Origin of the sequence: Thermococcus paralvinellae, from assembly GCF_000517445.1 — an archaeon.
Taxonomy (GTDB): domain Archaea; phylum Methanobacteriota_B; class Thermococci; order Thermococcales; family Thermococcaceae; genus Thermococcus_B; species Thermococcus_B paralvinellae.
Genome location: NZ_CP006965.1, coordinates 814911 through 839460, shown reverse-complemented (window position 1 = coordinate 839460; position 24550 = coordinate 814911). Strand labels below are relative to the sequence as shown.

The window sequence follows — 24550 nt, the reverse complement described above, 5'->3', positions numbered from 1 at the left end:
AGATGCCAAAAGGAATTTACGAATGTATTAACTGTGGCCATCGAGAAGCAAAAGACTTTACTGAACCTCTACTTGAAGATTCATGCCCCCATTGTGGAGGAGACATGGTTCTTGTAGGATTTACTGAGGAAATTGAAGTTGTGGAAGAGCCAATATCCCAAGAGTTGATGCATAAAATTAGGGAATTTTACGAGATTGGGGGTATTCTCAGACAAGAAGGCAATTTAATTGCATTTGAAGTTCATTCAATTAAGGAAAAGAATTTTGAGAAAGTGTTAAAAGAACTCGAGGTCTTAGGACATTGGGCAGCATTAAAAAGGAGGAATGGAAAAATTGTCCTCTATGTATTTCCCGCACAGCATATGAAAGAGGAAAATCCCCTCATTGGGATAATGCTGTTTATAGCAACTCTAATAAGCACTTTTGGCGCTGGTTATGTTCTATCTTTAGGTTATGTTCAAGCGTTGGATCAGTACAATCTTCCTGGAATTAGAAACATCTATCTCAATGCTTTGGCGTTCTCAATAAGTATAATGGCAATTCTTGGAACTCATGAGATGGGACATAAAATAGCGGCAACTCTGCATGGAGTAAAATCAACATTTCCCTATTTTATTCCCTTCCCTTCATTTATAGGAACAATGGGTGCAGTAATTAGGGTTAAGTCTCCAATTCCAACAAGAAATGCAGCTATTGACTTAGGAGTTAGTGGACCCTTGGCTGGGTTTTTAGTTGCATTACCAGTTTCTATAATCGGACTGAAGCTCTCCATAACGTTACCGGCCTCACTTGTGCCTCTTGAGGGAGGTATAATCTTTGGGACAAATTTATTCTTCATAATCCTAGAAAAGTACTTTCTCCATATTGGAGATAACTATGTAATACTTTTCCATCCGGTGGCAATAGCTGGATGGGTGGGCATTTTGGTAACTTTTCTGAATTTGATTCCTGCAGCCCAGCTCGATGGAGGGCACATTGCTAGGGCGTTTCTAAATGAAAAGGCTCATGCTTACCTAACTTTTGGTTTAGGTTTTGCGTTGCTTGCTTTGAGTTATCTTTGGGTTGGCTGGCTAATATGGGGTGGGATTATACTTCTAATGGGAAGAATAGGGAATCCAGGAGCTCTTGATGAAGTAAGTCCAATCTCCACAAAAAGGAAAGTATTAGCAATTATAACCCTTCTGATATTTATTCTCTCTGTAACACCTGTGCCTCTAGCTACCAGCTGACTTTCTTTCTTTTAATATCTGCTCTATGTCATAATAAATTGAGTCTCTAGACACTCCGAAGGTTCTTGCAACCTCTGAAATATTCAGCACTTTTGGATTGTAGTTAAACAGCTCTAGAGCTTTGGCAAGTATTTTTCTCCTCTCCTTTATGCTTAACTTGTCAAGTTCTATCTTGTGAAGTGGGGTATTGTATACAACAACTCCTACAGCGTATGTTCTCCTTGTAACCGGAGTCACATAAGTTCCAATTTCAAAATCTACTATATTTACATGATTGTTTATTTGGGAGTTTATTGACTCTTGTAATTTTCTTAATGCTTCTTGCTTGTTTCTTCCTGTGGAGTACGTTGCGATTATGCCTTTTTTGGCATGTTTGGTTTGATCAATACTAAGTGTCATAGTCACATTCATAAAAGCACCAAAACTTAATTTAATTTTTGCTTGCCTGATTGTGCCTTTATACATTCTGAATTGTTTTTCTGCATTTTCCGCGAGATCTCTTAAACAATCTTTAATGCTTGAGGACTCAGATTGTAATATTATTAATGCCATCGATGACACCTCGCACATACATTATTGGGTAAAATTTCCTTAAATTTAGGGCGAAAGATATATATAAGGGTTCTGTGTCCAATATATTGTAAAATTTTCGGGGAGGTGTTGGGAAATGATGAGGAAGGCTCAAGGTGCAGTCGAATACCTCTTTATGGTTGCGGCAGTGTTAATCATAGTAGCAATTGTTATTAAGTATTTAAGAGATGCAGCTAGTGCTGCTGGTAGTACAGTAAGTAGTGGCGTTGCACAATTAAGCCAAGAGTTAAACGAACAATTGCAGTCAGCAGCTACGGAGTGATTTTCCTTCCAAATTTTGTAGTTTTTGCGATAATTTTATTTTTATACTGTTTTGATATCTGCTTGGGGTGTTTTTATGAAAAGAAAGGCACAAACTGCTGTTGAGTATTTGTTCGTCATTGCGGCTGCGTTGATTATAGTGGCAATTACATTAAGATTCCTTAAGAGGGGTAGTAGTGGAGCGGGTGGGACAATAGAAAGTGGCGTTGGTGCTATCAGTAGTGAGCTTAGTGAGCAATTGTCAAAATCAAGTTCGTGAAAGAATATACTGATGTAAACCATTTGGCATATTTGGAATTTGTTGTTTTTATTTTTTGTTTAACTTGTTTCTCCAAATTTAAGTAGTATATGCCCATATTTACGGAGGAAGGTATATATAAGGGTTCTGTGTCCAATATATTGTAAAATTTTCGGGGAGGTGTTGGGAAATGATGAGGAAGGCTCAAGGTGCAGTCGAATACCTCTTTATAATTGCGGCAGTGTTAATCATAGTAGCAATTGTTATCAGATTCCTAAGAGGTTCAGCTAGCACCGCTGGCAGTACTGTAGAGAGCGGTGTTGGAGCAATAAGCAGCGAGTTAAGCGAACAACTACAATCAGCAACAAGTTGATTTGACTTGTTTTTATTCTCAATTCTTTAACCCTATTTTTTGTTCATTCCAACTCTAGGAGTATAAATCCGAAAGGTTCCTCACTTTCTAGTTCAATTATATAAAGCCCATTCTCCTTAAATTCATATCTAAATGTCTGGGTTTCATTTTTAATTTCTCCAATCTTCTTGTTATTTACCCAAATCTCAATAGTCTGATCTTGTTTTGAGAAAATAACTTTTAGGAATAGATTGTTATAACTTTGAGTGGGAACAAATACTATATAGCCGCATCCTCTTGGAGCAAACGCGAAATTCCATTTGTTTAATATAGCCCCCCTAATTACAACCGGATTTCTGAGGAGAAATCCATAAGCTAAATACTTCCAATCTCTGAAATCCGTTCCAATTATGTCATCTTTGGGGAGTTTGTAATATTCCTTAAGTTTTTCTATCACTCTTGGATCTGTAGCATTCCAAGTTGCGGACAGGTTGTAAATCCAAATGTTTGAATTAAAGTACAATAACTCATACTTGCCAAAAAACTCAAATGGGTTTAAAGAAACGATGTTATCACCAATTGCCCCAATTCCTCTTGAATCTATATAAACATATGTATTTTTACTCTCTCTAAAGGGGATATCAGAGTTATGAGAAAAGATAATTATTTTTCCGGTAAAGACAGGTATCCATTCACCAGAGTCGTGGGTATTGGAGACTATAAGCGAAGCATTGGGTGGGAGAGAGTTGTTAATCCAATTAAAAGCAGAATAACTTTCGTGGTTTAGTATGTGCATCTTTTCAAAAGATATATCAATTATTAGTGTATAGAAAAGAGATGGCATTAAAAAAGAAATCAACATAACTATTAGAATTGTTTTTAATCCTTTCTCTATTGTGCAACTTGGAGAAATGTGGATAGATATTAAAGAAATGGCCTTTTGAAGAATCAAATATAAGCCCACTCCTTCAATTATTGGTATAATGGGGGTTATTAATATGTATATTCTCTCTGCATTCCATATTGAGGAATAGAGAGGAATCGGAATATGAAAGTGAACTTTGTTTAAAATTAGGAAGATGTCATATACAACTGTCAAGAGCAATGAGTTCCAAAATAATAGGCGGATTGTATCTTCACATTTTAGTAACATATACAAAATCCCTATGATAAAACAGAGGCCTAAAAATAGTTGTCCATTGTGAATAAAAGTATTAGATAGTGCCATGTTAAACCATGCTAGATTATCTTTAAGAGAATATTGGGGCAAATTAAAAATAGGCCGGGAGTGAGAAATAATATCTAACTTCGTGGGATACTCCAAAAGAAAATAACACAAAAAACTTCCAATGGATTGTATTATAAAGATTCGTATTATAGTTGGGTCTATTCTTCTATTCATTAGCGAGAACATAACTAAAGTTATTCCTGCATATGCTTGGAAGAGTAAATAAGAGTATGGATGTATCAGTAGCATAGTTGTTATGATGAAGAAAGTTAATATGAAAAGTCTTAAAATTTTCCCATCTTTTTGTTCAATCTCCAATAGGAGTTGATTATAAAGGAAGAGAGCGATTAAAAAGAAATAATAATTTGAAAATGCTGGAAAAAGAGTATAATGCAAATAATAATAGTATAAATACGTTAATGGTACCAAAATCGAGGATAGTATTCCAGTTTGTTTATTGAACATCTGTGACGAAACGATAAAAGTTGCTAAAGGTAATAAAAGCCATATGAATACCCTAAAACACAGCATAGCGGTTGGTATAGGTATGTTAGTTAGTAGAATAATCCATGCTAAAATAGAATGGTACCCTGCAGGATAAGTCCTTATTCCAATAGGAGCATAGCTGGGAATCTGAGAAATAAATAGTGAGTTTTCTTTCATGATTTCCAATAGTTTATAAGCGTGGAAAATTGTGTCCTTCCCGTAGTATGGAGGGACATGAAGAAAGGGGATCTTAATTCCTACGGAAAGAAAAACAGCAATTAACAAACCAAAGATTGTGGTTCTATCTATTGCGCTTAATTCGAGTTTCAATTCTCTTGCTAAGGAGAGTGCAATAACTAAAAGGACAATTATTGGGTATGAATACCTTAAAGATACTTTCAACCAGCTTAGGATATGCATTATGAAAATTACCACTCCTAACCCGAGTGCGGGAGCAAGGGCAAGTTTTTCAATAAAATCAAAGTCTTCTTCAGAAATCATGAGGAATCCAAGATACCATGGTAAAAGGAGAGATAAATAAGGATTCAGTTTGGCTAATAGAACAGTGAGTATTGAAAGTAGCACTATCATGACCTTAGGATTTAAGGAATTGAATCGTAATTTCATTTGATTTCACCTCTACTACGATATTACTGTCCATCGACTCTATGATAAAGTTGCCTAGGATTTTCAATTCCCCACCCTTTAATGGAAACAGTGTCACTTCTTTATTATTCTTTTTTGATAAAACCTCTATGGGGTACATTTCATTTCCAACCTTCACTATCTTGCTAACTCCTTCGAACTCGATTATAAACTTCGTGTCTTTTGGAATGTCTCTTATCCTAACGATGTTTCCTCTTTTGATGAGTTTCATGGAAGTTTCTGAGTTATTTGAATAAAATTTCAGCCAGTATTCGTCATTATCCGCAAGGAAGACCTTACAGCGGTGGTTGAATGTTTCATTATCAATTTGAGGATAAACATTAATCAGTTTAAAATCTCCATCCAAAAGCTCAAGCTTGCCCCATCCACTGCGGAATGTTAGATTTTGAGGGTTCAGTTTTCCTATGAAATAAAGCTCCTTGACATCCCCTTTGTCATAGGAATCACCATATACAAGAGAATAATTTGCCCTTAAATTTTTCACAAGCTTTAGATATTCACCTCTGAGCTTATTTTCGGAAGTAAAAGCATAAACCCAGGTGTTGACAATTACATACTTTGTCCCATTCTCTTTAATTCTTTCTAAAAGTTCACTTGAGTTCATTCCTGCTAAAATTAACCCAAAGTTGTCAACATAATATGGCACAGTGTCTAATCCCAAGTAAAAGTTTTCCATTGGACTGACCCCATAAATGATTCCATCTAGTGGAACTTTCATAAGATATTCTTTTAGAGAATCTCTGAGCTCTTTAGCATGAGGTGTTGATGCAAGTTTTAACTTACCCCTTGGCTGGACGAATGCTAAAGATATATCAGCAAGAGAAAGGACAAGTATTGAAAGAATGAAAATTGACACAAATTGTTTTCGTGTGAAATTAAGTTTTGATATATAATAAGCCGAGAGAGTATAAAGTGTTAAAAGCGTTGGAATAAGGAACCTTGTATTCATAATAGTAGGTATAATTGTATAAATGCCCAGACTTGCCACAAATAGGAACGCAAAGCCGTTAAGTATCTTGTCTTGCTCGCTTTTTTTATCCATTACAAACTTAAAGAACAAAACTGCAAGGATTATGATAATTAATAAGTCAAAGAGCAAAAACTCAGGTTCGTTTACTTTAATGGCTTCCATCTTATCACTAAGAAAATCAAAAAAGTTTAAAATTGGTGGGTATCTGCTTCCTTGAATACCATAAGTTTGAGAGAGATAATTGGGACTTACGAGAATTCCCAAGGTTCCTTCAACTAATAACTTTGGCAAAAGGATCCAAAAAGCAAGAGTTAGCACAGTTTTGAAGTTTGAAACAACCAATACTATAGTTCTAATCACTTTTTGAACATAGGAGATGTCGTAAGCATATAGGGTTAAAAACCCCCAAATTAACAGGAATATTGCAACAGAAATAACAGTCCAGACTAAGGGAATTTTGTGAAGTATTGGGACAACAAAAAGCTTTCTATTAAGGTCACTTGGAAAGAGCGAAATTATTAGAGTCACAATAATTGTCATAATTGTGAAGCTTGAAAGGAGGATAAATACCTGGCGTTTGTTAAAAATCACACTTAAAAAGCTGTTAATATATTCCCATAGCTCTTGAAGTCTGTAGAATAAGATTGTTAGGAACAATCCAGCAGCAAACGGGGCTGCAGTGAACTTTATCGTTGTTGCAAAGCCTGCTAGCAAAAGGGAGTAGTTTGCGTACTTATCCTTTTCGCTCTTTAAAAATTTTGCAAAATAGTAAAGGGAAGCTAGGATTACTGGTTCAAAACCATTTTCAATCATTGCCAAAGTGTTTACATGGAGGAGCATAGGATCCAGGGCAATAATTAAGGCCAAGACAAAGCCAAGCTTTTCATCTTTAACTTCTTTTCCTAGGAGATATGCAATAACTACAGAAATACCACCCAAAAAGAGAGACAAGCTTCTTCCTACAATGTAACTGAAGCCAAATATTTTCATCCAGAGAGCTAGGAGGTAATAATAACCTGGGGGGTGAACAGCGAAAATATCTCTATATGGTAAATAACCTTGAGTTATAAGTTTCCCAATCAACAGATATGTTCCCTCATCATAGTCCCAGTATTCATTCATAACAGTCAAGAGGGGCAATCTTAGAACCACATAAATTGTTAAAATTGCAAACAATTCGATTTTTTTGAATTTAGTGATATTCATTGTTACCATTCCTCCTGCAATATTAGAGTTGTTCCATGTATTCTAATTTTTGTTCTAGATATTTTCGTAATCTCTAGATCTTCTCCATATATTTTTATTTTTCGATCTCCTATAATGAGAATTACACCATCAGCACTTTTTGTCTCTCTAGTCTGATTTAACACAGCTATTGGAGATAAGAACTTTACTAATATTGTTGTTGAATTCTTAAAATAGAATATAACTCCATTACTCCTAATCTTTGCCATAAATTCATGTTTTTTATTTTTATTGGCTGAATATTGGATAATTTTATATTTGTTCTCGTTAAGCTGAGAAACAGTTGTTTTGAAATTATACACCATCTTGTTATCCTCTACATACATCTTCCCAATATATTTCCCCTCAACTATCAGTAAAAGAGTCCCGAAATATGGCTTTATTGTAATTGTAGAATTATTTTTCTCAAGGCTATATAGCTCAATAGTATCTCCATTTTCATAAGAACTGCCATATAAAAGAGTGTAGTTACTTGGTAAAGTTCTTAAGAGAGAGCGCAAAATGTTGTTGAGGTTTTTGCTTGGCCATGTTATGTAGCACCAGGTACTACAGATAAAGTGGGTGATATTTTCTTGTTTTAAAATCTTGAAAAATTGTGAGGCATTTAACTCTTTAAGCACGGCTAGGCCATATAGATCCAAGTACCTTGGAGCCGTACCTAAGTTCAGATAATACGTATTCATAGGATTCGCAGAATAAACTTTTCCTTTTATAGTATAATTTTCCCTCAAGTACAGTTCTAATTCATCTCTTAATTCCTTTGAATGATTACCATATTTCCGGATTATAACTCTCTGTTCGGAATACCGGTATATAATTCCAAAATCAGCAATCGAGAGGAACAAAATGCCAGCTAATATAAAAGCTATAGCTTGTCTTTTTGATAACCCACTACCTAAAAGAAAATCGAGCAATATTATGTACAAAATTATCCACATTGGGATGAGGAATTTCTCAAATGGGACTATGGGAGACATAAAGAAATATACAAAAAAGTTGATTAAGAACAAAATTACTAACTTTCCACGAATTGCATTTTTTGATGAATCAATTTTAAATAAACTAGCTATCAAAACAAATAACACCAAAAGGATAATAGGAAACCTAAAAAGTAAATCATCAAATCTCTTAGAAAACACATCATTAAAAACCTCCCCAATATACCAAAAGAAATTAAATACTGGCCACATTCTTGCACCTTGGAGCAGGTATGTTTGGTTAACATATTGGGTTGTGCTCACTAATCCAAGTAATCCCTCTACAATAATCTTCGGCAGAAGTATCATAAGACCATATTTTAAAATTTCCTTTGTATCATTAATTATTAGAGACATAATTTCCAAAAAAGCATTAACAAATTTTATCCTAAACGACATTGCTGTAAAAATGAACCATATTGAAATTAAAAGAAGTGAAGGGAGAGTTTGATAAAAATTATCCATCCTGCAAAATCCAGGTACAACCATTATATCTTTAGTTGCTTTTGTTGGGAATATAACAAGAAAAGAGGATACAACTAAGGTCATTAGGACATATGTTATCGTAATTATCTTTATTTGTTCTTTATTCACGATAATCTGTTTTGCTTTTAATAAATACCTATAAATGTTTTTGTTCCTGAAAATTAACAATGCTAGATAAATAGAGATGGCATGGGGTATTATTGTAAATTTAACTGTAGACCCAAGACCTGCTAAGAATAGAGACAAATATGCATAGTGCTTTTTTTCTGTCTTTAGATATCTGATAAGACAATAGAGCGAAATAAGAGCAAAAAATTCTATAAATGTTTCCTGTACTGCTAAAAAGTTCGTGAGAAGTAAAGTAGGGTTCATAGCCAAAAATCCAGCAAGTATTATTCCCAATCTCTCGTTTCTCACTTCTTTTCCAACATAGTAGGCAATTATTAGTGATGCAAAACCTAGAAATACGGAAAATAGTCGTCCAATGATATAATTGTCTCCAAACATTCTCAAAATCAATGCTAATGTGTAGTAATAGAGAGGCGGATGCACAGCAAAGATGTCTCTATATGGTAGATATCCCCAATTTATTAGTCTGGCGATTAAAAGATATGTCCCTTCGTCATAATCAAAATATTCATCAAAATAAGTTAAGGTTAGATATAATCGCGTAAGCAAATAGAATATTGCTATAACAGAAAAGTATGTGACTTCTTTTTTATTCCTCATAATTTTGTCACCTTTAGAGGAATTCTAGATCTCTCTATTTCATGATTCTTAATATTTCTTTTTAAGTTAAAAAGGTAATCAAAGGTGTAGTGCTACTCCTTCTCACACTCACATGGATTCTTTCCACAATAGGGGCACCTATTTGGATACTTCTTTAGGGCTGCTTTTTCAAGGTCAACATTAGCCAAATTTGCTAAACTCACAAGCCATGCAAGAACATCAGCAAATTCCTCCTCTATATTTTCTTGTTTTTCTTTTCTTAAAGCTTCAGCTAGCTCACCAACTTCTTCAACAAACCATAAGAAAGTTCTCTCTAGTCCCCTCTTTGAATCCCTGTGAAAGTATATGTTTTTTATCATCTGTTGGAATTCTTTAATTTCCATCTTATCACCTCTGAAAGGCTCCGCAGTGGAGGTTCATCACCCTTCAGTGCAATTCGCTCTCTTCATTGCCTAAACTAACCTCTATGTTGAAGTTTTAAAGTTAACTATGCAAAAAAGCTTTAACCTTCAATCCATTAATAGGTATTGGGGGATAAAAATGTTTGAATGGTTCATACTTTTAATTTTTCTTATCTTGGCAGGTTATTTAATTTTGAAACTGACATTGGCAATATTAAAATGGATGGCAGTGAACACAATAGTGGGATTGATTTTGGTGGGAATAATTAATTTCCTCGGCGTTGCTCATATTGAACTGAACCTCATTAATCTTCTGATAATAGCTGTGGGTGGAGTTGTTGGAGTTTTCATTTTGTTGGTATTGTCTTTTATCTAGCCTTTTGCCTTTTTATGACCAAATCTTTATAAATTCGAATTCTTTTAAGTCGTTAGCGAGAGCGGTTTTGAGGTGATGCTCATGTCTCACACTTCAGCTGAAATGTATGAATTGAAGAAAAAGGTTGAGGAATTGAAAAAATTTAGAGGGCGAGCAACTGAGCTTGTCTCTCTGTATATCCCCGCAGGTTATGATCTCAATAAAGTCATGCAGCAGCTTAGGGAAGAGTATGGAACCGCCCAGAATATTAAGTCAAAATCAACTCGAAAGAATGTCCTTGGGGCTTTGGAAAGGGCAATGCAGCACTTGAAACTCTACAAACAGACACCACCAACTGGGCTAGCTTTGTTTGTCGGAAACGTGAGCGAGCAAGAAGGAGTTAGCGACATCAGGGTATTTGCAATTATTCCACCAGAGCCTCTAAAAGTTAGACTATATCGATGTGATCAGACTTTTGTTACAGAACCATTGGAAGAAATGCTTCGTGTTAAAGAGGCTTATGGTCTTATAACAGTTGAGAAAAACGAGGCTACTATAGGGATCCTCAGAGGAAAGAGAATTGAAGTTGTTGATGAACTCACATCCAACGTTCCAGGAAAGACCAGAGCCGGTGGTCAGTCTGCAAGAAGATACGAGAGAATTAGAGAGCAGGAGACTCACGAATTCATGAAAAGGATTGGAGAGCATGCTAATAAGGCATTTCTCCCTCTTCTAGAGAAAGGAGAGCTCAAAGGGATAATTATTGGTGGTCCCGGACCAACAAAAGAGGAGTTTGTTGAAGGGGACTACCTCCATCATGAACTCAGGAAAAAGATAATTGGAGTAGTCGACATCAGCTATCATGGAGAATATGGACTGAGGGAACTTGTTGAAAAGGCAAGCGATATTCTATCAGAACATGAAGCAATTAAGGAGAAAAAGCTTGTTCAGGACTTCTTCAGACACCTAGTTAAAGACACTGGACTGATAACTTATGGTGAAAAGGAAGTTAGAAAGGCTTTGGAGCTTGGAGCCGTTGATACATTATTGATAAGCGAAGGATACGACAAAGTTAGAGTCAAAGCTAAATGTAACAACTGTGGTTGGGAAGAGCTTAAAACAATGAGCGAGCAGGAGTTTGAAGTTTACAAGAGGAAACTTAAGACATGTCCAAAGTGCGGAAGTCAGAACATCAGCTTTGAGAAGTGGGATGTTGCCGAGGAGCTAATAAAAATGGCAGAAGAAATAGGGGCTAACGTTGAAATCATTTCGCTTGACACCGAGGAAGGACAGCAGTTCTATAAGGCCTTTGGTGGACTGGGAGCATTCTTAAGGTATAAGCTCCAGTGAAGCTAGAAGCTCTTTTATTCTATCCCTTGTTTCCTTTCCATCCATCACATATGGAGGTCTCAATACTGGCTTTATTGAAAATCCTCTAAGTTGCATTGCAATCTTTATTGCAGAGCCAAAGGAAGATGCCAAGCTGTAAATCTGGGAAAGTTTTGCCAGTTTTTTGGCATATTCAAACATCTCGGGCTTTTTCTCTTCAAATGCCTTGAAAAGCTTGAGATGAATTTCAGGAACAAAGTTTGCACACGCCATTATTCCACCATCGCCTCCCAGAATTAGTGTGTTTAGGAAGTGATGATCCAAACCAGTAAACACTTTAAAGTCTTTTCTCTCTCCTTTAACCTCAAAGATAACGTCTCTCACATGGCTTATGCTGTCTATTGTTTCTTTAATTCCAGCTATGTTATCATACTCAAGGGCTAGCTTTTTTATCAGTGGGACACTCAGAGGATTCGCGCAACTTGGAATGTTGTAGAGAATTATTGGAATGTCTGATTTCTCAGCAATCAGTGAATAATGAGTGAAGAGGGCTTCGTCATTTAAGGGGCAGTAGTATGGTGGAGCGATCACTGCGTAATCTGCCCCAATATCTTCAGCGTGTCTTGTGAGCTCTATAACTTCAAAAGTGTTTGTTGAGGCCGTTCCTACTAGGTAAAACGATGCGTTCACAAGTTCCCGTCCTTTTTCAGCTAGGAGCTTTCTTTCTTCTTTGGTTAAGCTCGTGAATTCTCCAGTAGTTGCGTTTATAAAAATTCCATGAACCCCGACTCTTTGGAGGTAGTTTATGTGCTCCTCTAAAGCCTGGAAATCCAGTGAATAGTCTTCATTAAACGGAGTAACCAACGGGACTATCACACCTTTCATAAACTCACCGTATTCCTTTAGTTTTTGTTCTATTTAGGGTTTTCCAAATTTCAGTAATACTCGATTTTTGAGTAAAAGTTATATAGACAAATAATGATAATCAAAATAGGTGAGAGCATGAGAAAACTTCTAGGTGTATCGATCTTATTGTGCGGCTTTTTGTATTTGGTGTTTCTCCTTACTTTATATCCAATGCTTGTAAGGGAATATGGTTCACATGAACAAATGGTATTAAATAAAAACAACCAGTTTACGGATGCTCTTTATTTGAATGGTGATATTTCAGTGAGGCTGACCTCTGATACACCATTTACAGTAAAAATCGATGGAGAGAAAGTTGGAGAATTCAAAACTTATTCTGCAAGGTTTAGGGGTGAACATCTAATAGAAGTTGAAAGCGATCAAGAATGCATAGTTTATGCCGAACTTAGGCAACATCCTTCAGCTATAGAATATGCAATTTCTGTGATTTTAATAGGGGTTGGGACAGTGATATTAACAAGTGAAAGAAAACAAAAAATTGAAGTAAACACTGGAAAGCCCTTTTTATAATCACATTCTTTCTGGAGCTTCTATTCCCATTAAATTAAGCACATTCCTTAGGACTTGCTTTGTTGCCATAACCAATAATAAACGCTCTTCGAGTATTCCTTTCTCTGCTTTAAGCACTGGCAATGCCATATAGAACTTGTTAAACACCATTGCGACTTCATTGGCATACCAAGCTAGAAGGTGAGGCTTTATCTCTGTTCCTACTTCCTTAACTATTTCTGGGAATCTTGAGAGCAGTTTTATGAGTTCTTTTTCTTTTTTGTCGAGGTTTGAGAAGTCCGCATTCTCTAAGAGCTTCTCGAATTCTAAGACAATCCCTTTTTCCTCGGCTTTTTTCAGGATTGAAGCACATCTCGCATGTGCGTATTGAACATAGGGGGCGCTTTCGCCTTCAAAGTTGAGCACATCCTCCCAGCGGAATGTGATTATCTTTTCTGGGGAGTATTTGAGCATGTTGTACCTTATTGCTCCGATTCCTACAGCCTCTGCTATTTTCTTCTTTTCTTCTTCACATAAGTTGGGGTTCTTTTCTTCAACAAGTTCTTTTGCCCTCTTTACAGCTTCATTTACAACTTCATCAACAGTGAATCCAATCCATGTTCCTTTCCTACCACTAAACTTACCTTCTGGCCTTACCACATGCTCATAGGCTAAGTGATGGAAATTCTTGTAAGCTTCCTCATAACCTAAAAGCTTGAGTGCATAAGCAACAACTTTTTGAGGATACCTCTGTTCAGCGCCGATGACGTTTATAACGATGTCCGCATGTCCAAACTTTCCGGGCATCGATTTGCCGTCTTTTGCAGTTGTCCATGTCTCATGTTCCCTTCCTTCAAAAATTACCCTGTCCCAAATCTTGTAAAGCATATCTGCACTTACAAGCCCAAACTTCCACATGTGATATGCTATATCTTTTCCAGTGTAGGTGGCAGTTCCATCGCTTCTTATGAGAACCATATCTGGATTCTCCATGTCAGGGAAAAGGTCGCCAAGCTTCATTATGAATGCTCCTTTATACTTACCATCTTTAGCCCATTCAAAGTGCTCATTTTGTTCTATTTTCTTATAAGCTTCTTCAAAGATACCGCTCCTCACTATGTCGCTCTCCCATGACAGCAAATCATAGGCAATGTTCAAGCGATATGTGGTTTCCATTTGTGCTTTAACAACTTCTTCTGCTAATCTTCTTCCAAGCTCTGCTATTTCGCTATCTCCCTCCTCAAGCTTTTTCATGAGTTCTCTAACTTCTTTTTCAACTTCTGGATTTTCTTCCATTCTCTTATGAACCTCTACATATAGCAAACCAAGAACGTGATCTATGATGTTTTCTTTTATGCCCTTTTCTTCAATTTCAGCCTTAATTTTTTCAAACTCCTCTTTTAGATTTAGATAACCCCATAGAACTTGGGCAAACTGGATTCCTAAGTCGTCAATGTAGTTCTGGACTTCAACATTATATCCTAAAGCTTTCATGACCCTTCCCATAGTGTCTCCAAGAATTGAATTTCTCGCATGTCCCATATGAAGTGGTTTAGTAGGATTTACTGAAGTGTGCTCTACAATGACTTTCTTTCCTTTTCCAATGTTGCTCTTTCCGTAATCTTCCCTCTTTGTGAGGATTTCTTCTGTAATGAGCTTTCCAAATTTTTCATAGTCGAGGAAGAAGTTTATGTAACCTGCTCCTGCAACTTCAACTTTCAAAATGTACTCTGGCAGCTCATCCTTAATTCCTTCTACGATTTCTTGAGCTATCAAACGAGGAGCCTTTCTAAAAACTCTCGCCAGTTGGAAAGCAACTGTAGTTGCAAAATCACCAAGTTCCATACTTGGTGTCTCGTCAAATAATATCTCACCTTCCCAACTTTTTCCCTCTTTTTCAAGCATATCTTTGATCCTCTTTTCTAGGATTGATTTTACTTCTTCTTTTATGTCATCGTAAGCCATCTGCCACCACCTAACGTGGAGTTGAGCTTAACCTTTAAAAACTTCTCCGCCTTACATTCCTACGTGAGGACAATGAAGAGAATTGGAGAACATAAAGCAAAGAAGGGTTTAATTAGGTTTGAGATCGAAGAAAGGGATGGAATTGCAGAGAGCGTCAAAATTACTGGAGATTTCTTTATATATCCCGAAAATACTATCGAGGAGCTTGAAGAAAAACTCAAAGGACATAGACTTGAAGAGCTTGAGCATATAATTGATGAGTTTTTTGCAATGAGATTGGATGTTGAAATGCCATATATAAATGTTGAAGATTTTAAAATAGCACTGAAGAATGCATTGAGGGGAGAAAATGAATAAGAGTAGAATTTTCTTGGCATTACTTGGAACATTTTTGATCGGAGTTTCATTGGGGATAGTTTTTACGGTCTTAAATCTACAGTTTGCAGAGAATTTATTCTCAAATTTAAAACAGCTTTTTGGTGGCAAGCTTGATGGAGTCCAAGACAGCTTTAGCCTTTTCAAATTGATATTTCTAAACAATACACGAGTGGCAATTTTAGCAGCTTTTGGCGGTGTATTGTTTGGTGTTGTGCCGCTGGGAATTCTCTTCTTTAATGGCTTCTTAGTTGGAATTGTTGTGGAATACTCATATCTCCAAGGTGAAAGCCTAACAAAAATCTTGCTCTCAATTTTACCTCATGGTATTGTTGAAATTCCCGCATTTGCAATTGCTGGTTTGGGAGGAATCGAGTGGTATCTGGAAATTATTAAAGGAGAGGGAACTGTTGGGGGGAGATTTATAAAAGGATTTAAAATAGCTATGAAAATGCTCGGTATAGCGATTTTCTTGCTTTTAATTGCAGCATTTATTGAGGCCTATATCACTCCCTCTTTAGCAGGATATGAACTTTAAGTAGGAGAATTAGTGCACCTGTTAGGGTTATGAAAAGAATGAACATCAGATTATTTGATGTTTTCTTATTCTCGATTGCCTCTTCTACCAGCACAAGGTTAAAACCATCCTTCCTATCCTTAGTTACCACTAAATCCACTGAACCTCCAGAGAGAAGTTTAAATTTGCCGTTAAGGATTTCTAGCTTTATTATATATTTCGCTCCAGGCTTTAAATCCCCAATATAATAAGTCCTATTGTCAATGCAAATTTTTACATCCTTGGAGTATGTATCTCCCTCCAGAAATTTTCCATTAACAATTGGACTGCCCATTTGAGATGACAGGAAGACATCTTTAATCCAATATGTGCCACTTTCATTTGGAAGATATATGCGTATCCTGTTGAATCTGCTACTCTCTGGGATGTAAACTGTGAAGTAAGTGCATCTCCATTCATTACTTACCTGAATCCTGCTTCCCGTTATGTTAATGGCACCCTCTTGATTCTCTGTCCACATACTGATGAAAGCTTGACTGAGTCTATTTTTCCATGAAACGTTTGCTTTTATACATGCTCCTAAGGTGTACCATCTTCCCGATTTCAGGTTGAATTTTTTGGTCTTCAGTATGTCTATGATGACATTTTCTTCAGAAGATGTGACTTTGAGAGTCTTTCCCCTAAGTTCAGATTTTCCTCCCCTGACTATCCAGTTCTCGGGATTGGGTATGAGATTTTGCAGTCTTTTTCCAATTACAACAACCGTTATATTCTTGGGATTCTTAACAGGCAATAGTACAGTCCTACCCTCAATTAATGTCGTTGAAATGGGTAAATTGAGACCTCCATTGTAAATGAGCCTAACAGCTTCCTCTCTTGTAAGCAGTTTCATTCTGATATTGTTCATAAAAAGCCAGTTACCAGCGATGTGCATTGGATACAGAATTTTGCTTCCATTAATAACTCTATTGTCAATTCTATACCACGTGATTCCATCAAGGGATATCCACAGATATTTGGCGTTTGCATCTAGATAGTCAACGCTGACTGTATAGTGTATTCCTGTTCTTGGATCTTTGACTGCATCATAGAACTTCATCCCTACACTGTAATACCATCCAAACCATGCAGCTATTATTGTAATCTCATCCTTTTGCTTATCGTACTCAAGAACTACTGGGAAATTGTCAGTATAAAAGAATACTCTATGCCTATCAGGATAGGTAGCAGCAAGAGGACCATTACTTACGACTATCACATTGGGATGGTTTTTTACATTTCTAAATTTCCATTGCTTTGAGGTGAGATTATATATGTATACTCCTCTATAGTCTAATCCATCACCTACGCATACGTACACCAAGCTGTCATATGGGTCAATGCTAACCTTATGGATGTGGCAGTTTTTATCTGTAACATTGTAGTGATTTCTGATATCAAAAAACACCTGAAAATGAAATCCATCTTTGGTTTTGTAAACCTTAGCGTCGTTAGATTTCCTTCCATATTCCCCGATTAAAAGAAAATCATCATTTGAAGCCCATGACCACCACACAGCATATTTTCCGTCATCGAGCTGTAATACTTTTTCAAAATTTTTCCCGTTATCTTTGCTCACAAATATCTGCCCCTTAATGTCAGAGAAGAACACAAGATTTTTCCATACATACACTGAAGTTATTTCCCATCTGTGGTGGTACACCTCCTCCCATGTTTCTCCAAAATCACTGCTCCTATAAATTATTTTGCGCTCACTCCTGTATTCGTGATAGTTAACTCCATAAATATATCCCCTTTCATCTGGATCAGAAACATATGTCACAGGCAAAATGTCAAATCTGTTCTCATTTAAGAGTTCTTCATGATGATTACTTGGATTGTCTATAATAATTCCCAAACCATGTATTTGCTCTGAAAATACCATCAATAATGATAATGAAATCCAAGCGACAAAAAAATATTTAAGTGGCATAGCTACCCCCTAATGAGTTTTTATCTTTGATTTCTCTGGCGAAATGAAAGTTCCGAATTCCTCGTAGGTTTCTATTTCTTCAAGCATTACGTCAATTGGATTATCAAGAGCGGAAACAACACTGCGAATGTAATTCCGATACGCACCGTTCTTTCTGATCATCTCCCACGCTTTACTTGCAACTTCAATTGGATTAGTTGAGTGGTATTTAATTCCTAGACTTATGAGCCACTTTGTAACTGCCAGAAGCTTTCCTGGATACGTTGAAATCGTTGGAGTGCCTAATGCTAATGCTTCTCTGTTCATAGTTCCTCCAGCCCCGATCATGAGCTTTGCGTAGTAAAGGAGACTTAGGCTGTCTGTTACATGTTTTGGAATTATAACATTCTCGAAACGCTCAAACCTCTTTGCTTGCTCTTCTGTTCTTGGGAATAGGACTATTGGAATATCAGGGAGTAGAGGAATTATGTCCTCGAGGATGCTTTTTTCTGCATCTCCGTTGAAGTAGTTTGCTTTTATTGGCTCGGTTCTCATAACGATATAATCATATTTTTCAAGTCCAAGTTCGTTTAAAGGTTCTGTATTTGGTTTAAATCCATATAAGTGAGCTAGCTCTGGAAATCCATTAATTGGTCTCAAAGAGTTGGCATCTGCTCCACATTTAATTAGGTCGTAAGCATCAATGGCTTTTGGGTAAATAACTCTGTTTGTGAATGGCAGCATGAGTTTGTTAACCGGAATTGAAGTGTCGTTATCAACAAATCCAATTGTTGGGATTCTTAGTCCATAAGCTACTCTTGGAGCTTCGGGGGAATTTTTATATACGCATAGGTCAGGTTTTTCTTCGATTATCAGCTTCGCAAGTTTATACTGCCTCTCAGCACTTGCAATAAGCTTGCCTTCTAAGGTTGATCCTCCATGCTTGCCAACGACATAATATTCAATTCCAAGCATGTCAAGAATATCAGTTAATCCATCAAACTCTCTCGTTGTAACTAAAATTTCATGACCTCTTTTTTCAAGCTCTCTGATTATACCCTTGAAAAAGTGAGCATGAGGTGAATTTACAATGTCAATCCATATTTTCATATATTCTCACCTAATTATAATGAGCAACTTTGTCCATTAAAAGGATTTCCGTAAAACGATTGTGAGAACTTGTTTTTTAGGATTTCTTATCGTTGATTTCAATGTTTTAACGTTTATTACGTTTTCATCAAATGATCTTACCCATATAAACAGACATATTTGGAAAACACAGCAGAAACATGCTCGTACGGTTGTTGAAATTGGAATTTCACAGCAAGTACATCATATTGAGCCCTGAAATCGTTACTTAGAAAACCCTTAAATTTATTTTTTCTACCTTTAATGTTAGGTGAGTGAAATGAGGGAGAAGATAGAAAACAGACAGGCAGAGATTGCTGTAATTGGGTTGGGATACATTGGCCTTCCAACTGCTATAATGTTTGCTAACTCTGGATTTAATGTAACTGGATATGAAATCAGGAGAGAAGTTGTAGAAAAACTTAACTCTGGGAACGCTCATATAGTTGAGCCGGAAATAAATGAGCTACTCCTAAAAGCTCTGAAAAATGGCAAACTTAGAGCCACGTCAAACCCGGAGGATATTAAGAATAAGGACATCTACATAATTTGTGTCCAAACTCCGCTCAAAGAGGATAAGACACCTAACTTAGAGTATCTCGAAAGTGCAGTAAAAACTGTAGCAAAATCCATGAAAAAAGGTTCCTTGGTGATAATTGAGAGCACTGTTCCTCCCTTGACCACTGTAAGAATGGCAGAATTAATTGAGAGCCTCACTGGATTTAAAGCCGGCAAAGATTTTTACATGGTTCACGCTCCAGAAAGAGTAATGCCGGGAAGAATTTTCAAGGAGCTTGTTTATAATTCAAGAATTCTTGGTGGAATAACCAAAGAGAGCGCTGACTTGGCTGAAATTTTGTATAGAGCCTTTGTTAAAGGACAGATTTTCAAAACAGATTCTACCACAAGTGAGATGGTAAAGCTCATGGAGAACACGTTCAGAGATGTCAACATTGCATTAGCAAATGAATTCGCCTTTTTAGCTCACCAGTATAAGATCAACATCTTTGAGGCAATTGAGCTGGCAAACACACATCCAAGGGTTAAAATCCACATTCCCGGAATAGGAGTTGGAGGCCACTGTTTACCAAAAGATCCCTATTTGTTGCTCAGTTCGGCAAAAGAAGACTTTGGGTTAATTAAGAAAGCGAGAGAAATCAATGAGAGCATGCCTTTGATGGCAAAGGACTTGCTATTTGAGGCATTCAAGATGATAAACCTGCCTCCAGAGGAAGCTGTTGTGACAGTTCTTGGCTTGGCATACAAAGGAAACTCTGATGACACACGGAATTCGCCAGCCTATGTGTTTATTGAGGTCATCCAAGATGACGTTAAAGAGGTTCGTTCTTATGACCCATATGTTAATGGGACGCATAAAACCCTTGAGGAAGCAGTAAAAGATTCTGATGCAATTGTAATTGCAACTGATCATTCACAGTTTACGGGACTCAACTGGGAAGAACTGGGAAAACTGATGAGAAATAAAATTATAGTAGATGGCAGGCATATAATAGACAAACCTCCTAAGGGTTTCATATTTAGGGGCATTGGGAGGGGCGAGTATTGAAGCCAGCCTTTGTCTTTGGAACACGACCTGAGATTATAAAGCTTGCTCCGGTTATTAGAGCATTTGAAAAAAGAGGGGTTAAACCTCTCTTAATTCATACTGGACAGCATTATGACTACGAGATGAGCCGCATTTTCTTAGAGGAACTTGAGCTTGACAGCATTGACTATCACCTTGAAGTTGGCTCTGGAACTCAAGCGGAACAAACCGGAATCGCTATGATTAAGATTGAGAAGGTTTTGATGAAAGAGAAGCCCGACGTTACGCTTGTTCAGGGAGATACGAATACCGTTTTGGCTGGAGCTTTGGCTAGTGTTAAGCTCAAAATCCCCATTGCTCATGTTGAGGCTGGACTAAGGAGCTTTGACAGAACAATGCCCGAAGAAATAAACAGAATTTTAGCAGACCATGCAAGTGAAGTTCTCTTCGCCCCAACAGAAGAGGCTAAGAAAAATTTGGAGAATGAAGGGATTAGAGAAGGTGTCTATGTTGTTGGAAATACTATAGTTGATGCAGTTTTGCAAAACTCAGAGATAGCTGAGCGGAAAAGCAGAATTCTTGAAAAACTTGGGCTGAAGCCTAAAGAATATATCCTTATAACAGCTCACAGAGCAGAAAACACCGACAGTAAAAAAAATCTTGAAAAATTAGTTGAGATTCTTGAAGCCCTCCCAATAAAGGCTATCTATCCAATACATCCGAGAACGAGAAACAGACTTAAAGCGTTTGGGCTGTGGGAGAGAGTTAAGAAAATTGAAAACCTCATTGTCACACAGCCCCTGGGATACCTTGACTTTTTAAAGTTGCAGAAGAATGCCAAGATTGTAATGACTGATTCTGGCGGAGTGCAGGAGGAAAGCATAATTCTCAATGTTCCATGCTTAACTTTGCGCTACAATACTGAGAGGCCAGAGACAGTTAAAGCTGGTGGCAATATTTTAGTCGGACTTGAGAAAGATAGAGCACTGCATTATGTTAACAAGCTTTTGAATGATAAGGACTTCTACAAAAAAATGGCATCTGCAGAGAATCCCTTTGGAGATGGAAAAGCAGGAGAAAGAATTGTGAAGATTTTACTTGAACTTTATGAAAAAGGAGAACTGAGAGTTAAGAGCTCGAGGTTTATTTAGCTTTTCATTTACTCTCTACGTCTTCCCTAGCTATCCTTATGTTTTCCAATATGCTACTCCGATTTTATTGTCTCAGGATATTTCACTTTATTTTCTTAAACTTCTTTTGAGGCTCCAATAGCATTTTATCTAATGCGGGACCATTTTATCTCTGGCTTATTTTATCAATTGCTTTTACAATTTCTCTAGCTGCAAGCTTGAGGAGATAATCTTGATATCCTCTAAGGCTCATAATGCCCCATGAAGAGTCTCTAACTGTAATTATTGTGTATGCCTGAACTTCACCGTTAACATCACCTACGAAGCTTTTTAGTGCTGCGGTCTTGTTCTCGGAGTTTATGTATTCCAAATAATGCTTGGGCCTTCCAATGCTAGAGTAGATGGCAATAACTCTAACTGCTCCTGATGATTTAATAGGGGTATACGTTAAGTTAATCTCTTCAATCCATACTGCTAGAAACTGTCCATCACATTCTTTTGGTTCCTCTAGCAGTTTCACTTTATGTCCTTCATTTCTGAGTTCTTCTGCCACAAGCTTTCTAAAATAGGAGTCTGGATAAACACAGAAGCCATCTTTAAAGGTGGAAATATTTCCTGCTTTTGCAATACCGGTTGCAGCATTCGAAGTTGAGTGAGACTTGACAAAGACGAAGTTTCCTGCAAAGAATATGAGTGCTACAAACAGAAAGCTGACGACTACAAGTGTACTTTTTTTCATAACCCACCCTACAAAAATTCTCAGCTAAAAATTTAAACTTTTCGAAGTTATTATCTTTAATACATAAATAGTTAAACTGGAGTTGCCACATAAATTCCATGCCTCGTCCTCACAATTTTTACTTTTACTTTATCTCCAACCTTGGCATTGGTGTTGATTATCTCAATCAGCCTGTTCCTCGCAACTCCGAGCATCTCACCTTCAATTCTTCCAGGCAAAACAATCTCGGCTTTCACTATCTCTCCAGTCTTAAAGGCTAATGGGATAAATTTTCTCTTATGCATCCCAAAGTGCTCTGGTCTTAAGACGAGGGGCTTCATCCCTGTCTTTTTCTCAAGCTCTCTCAGCCATTCATAAAAACGCTTAAACGGCACAAGTTTAGCTATAGCCGGGTTTCTACCAAACTTATATGGCATGTAGTTCTGGAAGCCCAATGCTGGCCACCTTTTTCCAGCACCAATCCTCCTTGCAAACTCTATGAATGCTTCAGCCTCATTGTCATTCACTCCAAAGATAATTACTGGAGCAAGAAGGACGTCAATCCCAGCATTTACCAAAGCTTCTGCCATCTCTAGAACATGGTTTAGGTCATAATCTTTCATGCCCATGAGCATCTTTGCTTTTTCAGGGTCGAGTGAATGAACTGATAAGTTAACTCTGTCAAGCCCAGCCTCAGCGAGTTCTTCAATTAGCTTGTCATTCAAAAGCATACCATTGCTCTGCATTGATACAACATCAACATTCGGGTGTTCCTTCAGTGCCTGCACAAGCTCTACTATGAATGGATAAAGCAATGGTTCACCTTGCCCATCCAAGTGTGCCTCAAGCCCTTTGCCTTTAAATCTTGCAACTTCATCAAACCATTTCATTAAATAGTCTATATCAACAACATAGTCAAGCTTTCTAGTTCTCGAATACGGCCCTTCATCAACTGAGCAGAAAACGCATGAAAGATTGCATCCACTTGAGCCCCTTACTTGAATTAGGTTTGTGCCTCTATCAATCAGACCAAAGGCGTTGTACCCCAATAAGGGAACACTCATGCCTTCATGAATATAAATCACTTTCCTTCTTGTGTATCTGTTTCTCAAAAACTCTCCAAGATTATTCTGAATGAAAAATGTGATGAACTTCTCAACATCTGGGTTGTCAACGTTAATGAGAAGATATCCATCTTGAGCCGTAATTTCTGGTTTAACTCGGTATTTCTTTTTTATAACCCTTGCAAGGAGCTTTTTTTCAAAATCTGCATAGAGAGTGTTTCTCCAGACTAATCTAACGCTCTCACCTAAATCTTCAAAGTATGAATAGGAAAACTTAATTTTGATCATGTTTGTCATTCATAAGTAGTGGCTTAAAAATCTTGAGTAAAGTTTTATAATGTCTCATTCGTACATTCTTAGTGATAAATGTGAACATGGAAACATTTTAATATTATTGTCGTCTAGAGTATAATGCTGGACTGAATTGCTCAAGGTGGTACCTATGTGGGGAAAGATTGAGCATTATTTTGATGAATATCCTGTTAGAAAGCAAATAGCAAAGACGCTCCTGAAGTATGGACTTAAAGTTTCAGATGACATGAAGATAAAGTGTGGAAACATTGAAGTCCCATATACAAAGATAGCAAAGGCACTGGACGTTGACAGAAGGGTTGTTAAAGAGACAGTGGCGATGATTCTTAAAATACCAGAGCTTAGAGAAATCTACACTAACTTGGAACCAACAGTTCACATGAAATTCGTTGGTAGACATGTTGGTTATGGGGTTATTGAAATTGAGCCAGAGCCGAGAGCTATTGGAATCCTAGCCAAGATTGCTGGAAAGATTGCAGAGAGAGGGATAAACATTGTTCAAGTAGTAGCTGAAGATCCGGAGCTTTATCCAGAGGCTACCCTAACTATAATTACGGAGAGACCAATTCCTGGCGATTTGATTAATGAGCTTTCAAAACTCGAAGGCGTCAAGAGAATCTCAATTTATTAGCTTGGATTCTTCTTTGCTTAAATTTTTGTTATAACTGCTGGGTGGCTGTGTGGCTTTGTTAAATCTTTACAATTCAAAAAATAATTTTAGCATTGACGATATGCTATGCACTTTAAAGAATGCTCTGCTACAGCAAAGGACATTTTTGCTACCTCTATTTTTAACTTTCAGTTTAAAACTAAAAGTTCACTTGATAAAGTTTATAAACATCAATTTTGAACCAAATGTTAAGATGTAAAAAGTTTCAAGTTTAA

Annotated in this window: 23 protein-coding genes; 12 read left to right on the top strand and 11 right to left on the bottom strand. The window is 37.0% G+C overall.

What is annotated here, in order from left to right:
* The first annotated feature begins 2 nt into the window (after positions 1–2).
* Positions 3–1229: a site-2 protease family protein gene (locus tag TES1_RS04705; protein WP_042680680.1), complete on the top strand. Its 1227-nt coding sequence runs from the start codon at positions 3–5 to the stop codon at positions 1227–1229.
* On the opposite strand, the gene TES1_RS04700 is transcribed toward TES1_RS04705, so the two are convergent.
* Positions 1215–1781, bottom strand: coding sequence for a hypothetical protein (locus TES1_RS04700; RefSeq protein WP_042680679.1), 567 nt, complete (start codon positions 1779–1781; stop codon positions 1215–1217). The genes TES1_RS04705 and TES1_RS04700 overlap by 15 nt on opposite strands.
* Positions 1782–1896: 115 nt before the next feature.
* Between TES1_RS04700 and TES1_RS04695 the strand changes: the two genes are divergently transcribed.
* The 3 genes from TES1_RS04695 to TES1_RS04685 all read left to right on the top strand — a co-directional run bounded on the left by TES1_RS04695 (position 1897) and on the right by TES1_RS04685 (position 2692).
* Entirely contained in the window at positions 1897–2082 is a 186-nt protein-coding gene (locus TES1_RS04695; protein WP_051408176.1) for a class III signal peptide-containing protein, read from the top strand.
* 75 nt (positions 2083–2157) lie between these two features.
* Positions 2158–2340 carry a class III signal peptide-containing protein gene (locus TES1_RS04690; protein WP_042680677.1) on the top strand — a complete coding sequence of 61 codons (183 nt, stop codon included), beginning with the start codon at positions 2158–2160 and terminating at the stop codon, positions 2338–2340.
* A 169-nt stretch (positions 2341–2509) separates the two neighbouring features.
* Complete coding sequence (locus tag TES1_RS04685; protein WP_042680675.1) at positions 2510–2692, top strand: class III signal peptide-containing protein; 183 nt, start codon at positions 2510–2512, stop codon at positions 2690–2692.
* Between the two features lie 43 nt (positions 2693–2735).
* Here the strand turns inward: TES1_RS04685 and TES1_RS04680 are convergent, their stop codons facing one another.
* From TES1_RS04680 to TES1_RS04665, 4 genes are all read right to left on the bottom strand, one after another.
* Positions 2736–5012: a DUF6541 family protein gene (locus tag TES1_RS04680; protein WP_042680673.1), complete on the bottom strand. Its 2277-nt coding sequence runs from the start codon at positions 5010–5012 to the stop codon at positions 2736–2738.
* Entirely contained in the window at positions 4981–7161 is a 2181-nt protein-coding gene (locus TES1_RS04675) for an ArnT family glycosyltransferase (protein ID WP_158505953.1), read from the bottom strand. The genes TES1_RS04680 and TES1_RS04675 overlap by 32 nt, the downstream gene beginning before the upstream one ends.
* A 68-nt stretch (positions 7162–7229) precedes the next feature.
* Positions 7230–9458, bottom strand: a complete 2229-nt coding sequence (locus TES1_RS04670) for an ArnT family glycosyltransferase (RefSeq protein ID WP_042680669.1) — start codon at positions 9456–9458, stop codon at positions 7230–7232.
* A gap of 92 nt (positions 9459–9550) precedes the next feature.
* Entirely contained in the window at positions 9551–9841 is a 291-nt protein-coding gene (locus TES1_RS04665; protein WP_042680667.1) for a MazG nucleotide pyrophosphohydrolase domain-containing protein, read from the bottom strand.
* A gap of 157 nt (positions 9842–9998) precedes the next feature.
* Here TES1_RS04665 and TES1_RS04660 point away from each other — a divergent pair, with 157 nt between their 5' ends.
* A complete protein-coding gene (locus TES1_RS04660) occupies positions 9999–10235 on the top strand; it encodes a pro-sigmaK processing inhibitor BofA family protein (RefSeq protein ID WP_042680665.1) in 237 nt (78 codons plus the stop codon).
* 81 nt (positions 10236–10316) lie between these two features.
* Positions 10317–11564, top strand: a complete 1248-nt coding sequence (prf1, locus tag TES1_RS04655; RefSeq protein ID WP_042680663.1) for a peptide chain release factor aRF-1 — start codon at positions 10317–10319, stop codon at positions 11562–11564.
* Here prf1 and TES1_RS04650 read toward each other — a convergent pair.
* A complete protein-coding gene (locus TES1_RS04650; RefSeq protein WP_042680661.1) occupies positions 11544–12428 on the bottom strand; it encodes a dihydrodipicolinate synthase family protein in 885 nt (294 codons plus the stop codon). The two genes, prf1 and TES1_RS04650, sit on opposite strands and share 21 nt — an antisense overlap.
* A gap of 117 nt (positions 12429–12545) precedes the next feature.
* Here TES1_RS04650 and TES1_RS04645 point away from each other — a divergent pair, with 117 nt between their 5' ends.
* Positions 12546–12980 (top strand): hypothetical protein, encoded by a 435-nt coding sequence (locus tag TES1_RS04645; protein ID WP_042680659.1) that lies wholly within the window; start codon positions 12546–12548, stop codon positions 12978–12980.
* On the opposite strand, the gene TES1_RS04640 is transcribed toward TES1_RS04645, so the two are convergent.
* Positions 12981–14924, bottom strand: a complete 1944-nt coding sequence (locus TES1_RS04640; protein WP_042680657.1) for an arginine--tRNA ligase — start codon at positions 14922–14924, stop codon at positions 12981–12983. It abuts the gene before it with no gap.
* A 72-nt stretch (positions 14925–14996) separates the two neighbouring features.
* Here TES1_RS04640 and TES1_RS04635 point away from each other — a divergent pair, with 72 nt between their 5' ends.
* Positions 14997–15281, top strand: a complete 285-nt coding sequence (locus TES1_RS04635) for a lipoate protein ligase C-terminal domain-containing protein (protein WP_042680656.1) — start codon at positions 14997–14999, stop codon at positions 15279–15281.
* Positions 15274–15837 (top strand): stage II sporulation protein M, encoded by a 564-nt coding sequence (locus TES1_RS04630; protein WP_042680654.1) that lies wholly within the window; start codon positions 15274–15276, stop codon positions 15835–15837. The genes TES1_RS04635 and TES1_RS04630 overlap by 8 nt, the downstream gene beginning before the upstream one ends.
* On the opposite strand, the gene TES1_RS04625 is transcribed toward TES1_RS04630, so the two are convergent.
* Both TES1_RS04625 and TES1_RS04620 read right to left on the bottom strand, forming a co-directional pair.
* Positions 15806–17788 (bottom strand): WD40/YVTN/BNR-like repeat-containing protein, encoded by a 1983-nt coding sequence (locus TES1_RS04625; protein ID WP_042680652.1) that lies wholly within the window; start codon positions 17786–17788, stop codon positions 15806–15808. The genes TES1_RS04630 and TES1_RS04625 overlap by 32 nt on opposite strands.
* Before the next feature lie 9 nt (positions 17789–17797).
* Complete coding sequence (locus TES1_RS04620; protein ID WP_042680650.1) at positions 17798–18877, bottom strand: DUF354 domain-containing protein; 1080 nt, start codon at positions 18875–18877, stop codon at positions 17798–17800.
* 298 nt (positions 18878–19175) lie between these two features.
* Between TES1_RS04620 and TES1_RS04615 the strand changes: the two genes are divergently transcribed.
* Both TES1_RS04615 and wecB read left to right on the top strand, forming a co-directional pair.
* Entirely contained in the window at positions 19176–20462 is a 1287-nt protein-coding gene (locus TES1_RS04615; RefSeq protein ID WP_042680649.1) for a UDP-N-acetyl-D-mannosamine dehydrogenase, read from the top strand.
* Positions 20459–21592, top strand: a complete 1134-nt coding sequence (gene wecB / locus TES1_RS04610; RefSeq protein WP_042680647.1) for a non-hydrolyzing UDP-N-acetylglucosamine 2-epimerase — start codon at positions 20459–20461, stop codon at positions 21590–21592. Before TES1_RS04615 ends, wecB begins: the two co-directional genes overlap by 4 nt.
* 145 nt (positions 21593–21737) lie before the next feature.
* Here wecB and TES1_RS04605 read toward each other — a convergent pair whose 3' ends face one another.
* Together TES1_RS04605 and TES1_RS04600 are read right to left on the bottom strand one after the other, a co-directional pair.
* Positions 21738–22310 (bottom strand): hypothetical protein, encoded by a 573-nt coding sequence (locus tag TES1_RS04605; RefSeq protein ID WP_042680645.1) that lies wholly within the window; start codon positions 22308–22310, stop codon positions 21738–21740.
* 71 nt (positions 22311–22381) lie between these two features.
* Positions 22382–23641: a radical SAM protein gene (locus TES1_RS04600; RefSeq protein ID WP_042680644.1), complete on the bottom strand. Its 1260-nt coding sequence runs from the start codon at positions 23639–23641 to the stop codon at positions 22382–22384.
* A 154-nt stretch (positions 23642–23795) separates the two neighbouring features.
* On the opposite strand from TES1_RS04600, the gene TES1_RS04595 reads away from it, so the two are divergent.
* Positions 23796–24296 carry an ACT domain-containing protein gene (locus tag TES1_RS04595; protein ID WP_042680641.1) on the top strand — a complete coding sequence of 167 codons (501 nt, stop codon included), beginning with the start codon at positions 23796–23798 and terminating at the stop codon, positions 24294–24296.
* Positions 24297–24550 lie beyond the last annotated feature (254 nt).

Excerpts from the sequence above, each read along its gene's own strand:
- prf1 (WP_042680663.1), top strand. The coding sequence starts at position 10,317 with ATGTCTCACACTTCAGCTGAAATGTATGAATTGAAGAAAAAGGTTGAG.
- TES1_RS04660 (WP_042680665.1), top strand. The coding sequence starts at position 9,999 with ATGTTTGAATGGTTCATACTTTTAATTTTTCTTATCTTGGCAGGTTAT.
- TES1_RS04625 (WP_042680652.1), bottom strand. The coding sequence starts at position 17,788 with ATGCCACTTAAATATTTTTTTGTCGCTTGGATTTCATTATCATTATTG.
- TES1_RS04640 (WP_042680657.1), bottom strand. The coding sequence starts at position 14,924 with ATGGCTTACGATGACATAAAAGAAGAAGTAAAATCAATCCTAGAAAAG.
- TES1_RS04665 (WP_042680667.1), bottom strand. The coding sequence starts at position 9,841 with ATGGAAATTAAAGAATTCCAACAGATGATAAAAAACATATACTTTCAC.
- TES1_RS04605 (WP_042680645.1), bottom strand. The coding sequence starts at position 22,310 with ATGAAAAAAAGTACACTTGTAGTCGTCAGCTTTCTGTTTGTAGCACTC.
- TES1_RS04680 (WP_042680673.1), bottom strand. The coding sequence starts at position 5,012 with ATGAAATTACGATTCAATTCCTTAAATCCTAAGGTCATGATAGTGCTA.
- TES1_RS04595 (WP_042680641.1), top strand. The coding sequence starts at position 23,796 with ATGTGGGGAAAGATTGAGCATTATTTTGATGAATATCCTGTTAGAAAG.
- TES1_RS04700 (WP_042680679.1), bottom strand. The coding sequence starts at position 1,781 with ATGGCATTAATAATATTACAATCTGAGTCCTCAAGCATTAAAGATTGT.
- TES1_RS04645 (WP_042680659.1), top strand. The coding sequence starts at position 12,546 with ATGAGAAAACTTCTAGGTGTATCGATCTTATTGTGCGGCTTTTTGTAT.
- TES1_RS04600 (WP_042680644.1), bottom strand. The coding sequence starts at position 23,641 with ATGATCAAAATTAAGTTTTCCTATTCATACTTTGAAGATTTAGGTGAG.
- TES1_RS04695 (WP_051408176.1), top strand. The coding sequence starts at position 1,897 with ATGATGAGGAAGGCTCAAGGTGCAGTCGAATACCTCTTTATGGTTGCG.
- TES1_RS04650 (WP_042680661.1), bottom strand. The coding sequence starts at position 12,428 with ATGAAAGGTGTGATAGTCCCGTTGGTTACTCCGTTTAATGAAGACTAT.
- TES1_RS04615 (WP_042680649.1), top strand. The coding sequence starts at position 19,176 with ATGAGGGAGAAGATAGAAAACAGACAGGCAGAGATTGCTGTAATTGGG.
- TES1_RS04685 (WP_042680675.1), top strand. The coding sequence starts at position 2,510 with ATGATGAGGAAGGCTCAAGGTGCAGTCGAATACCTCTTTATAATTGCG.
- TES1_RS04620 (WP_042680650.1), bottom strand. The coding sequence starts at position 18,877 with ATGAAAATATGGATTGACATTGTAAATTCACCTCATGCTCACTTTTTC.
- TES1_RS04670 (WP_042680669.1), bottom strand. The coding sequence starts at position 9,458 with ATGAGGAATAAAAAAGAAGTCACATACTTTTCTGTTATAGCAATATTC.
- TES1_RS04635 (WP_042680656.1), top strand. The coding sequence starts at position 14,997 with ATGAAGAGAATTGGAGAACATAAAGCAAAGAAGGGTTTAATTAGGTTT.
- TES1_RS04630 (WP_042680654.1), top strand. The coding sequence starts at position 15,274 with ATGAATAAGAGTAGAATTTTCTTGGCATTACTTGGAACATTTTTGATC.
- TES1_RS04705 (WP_042680680.1), top strand. The coding sequence starts at position 3 with ATGCCAAAAGGAATTTACGAATGTATTAACTGTGGCCATCGAGAAGCA.
- TES1_RS04690 (WP_042680677.1), top strand. The coding sequence starts at position 2,158 with ATGAAAAGAAAGGCACAAACTGCTGTTGAGTATTTGTTCGTCATTGCG.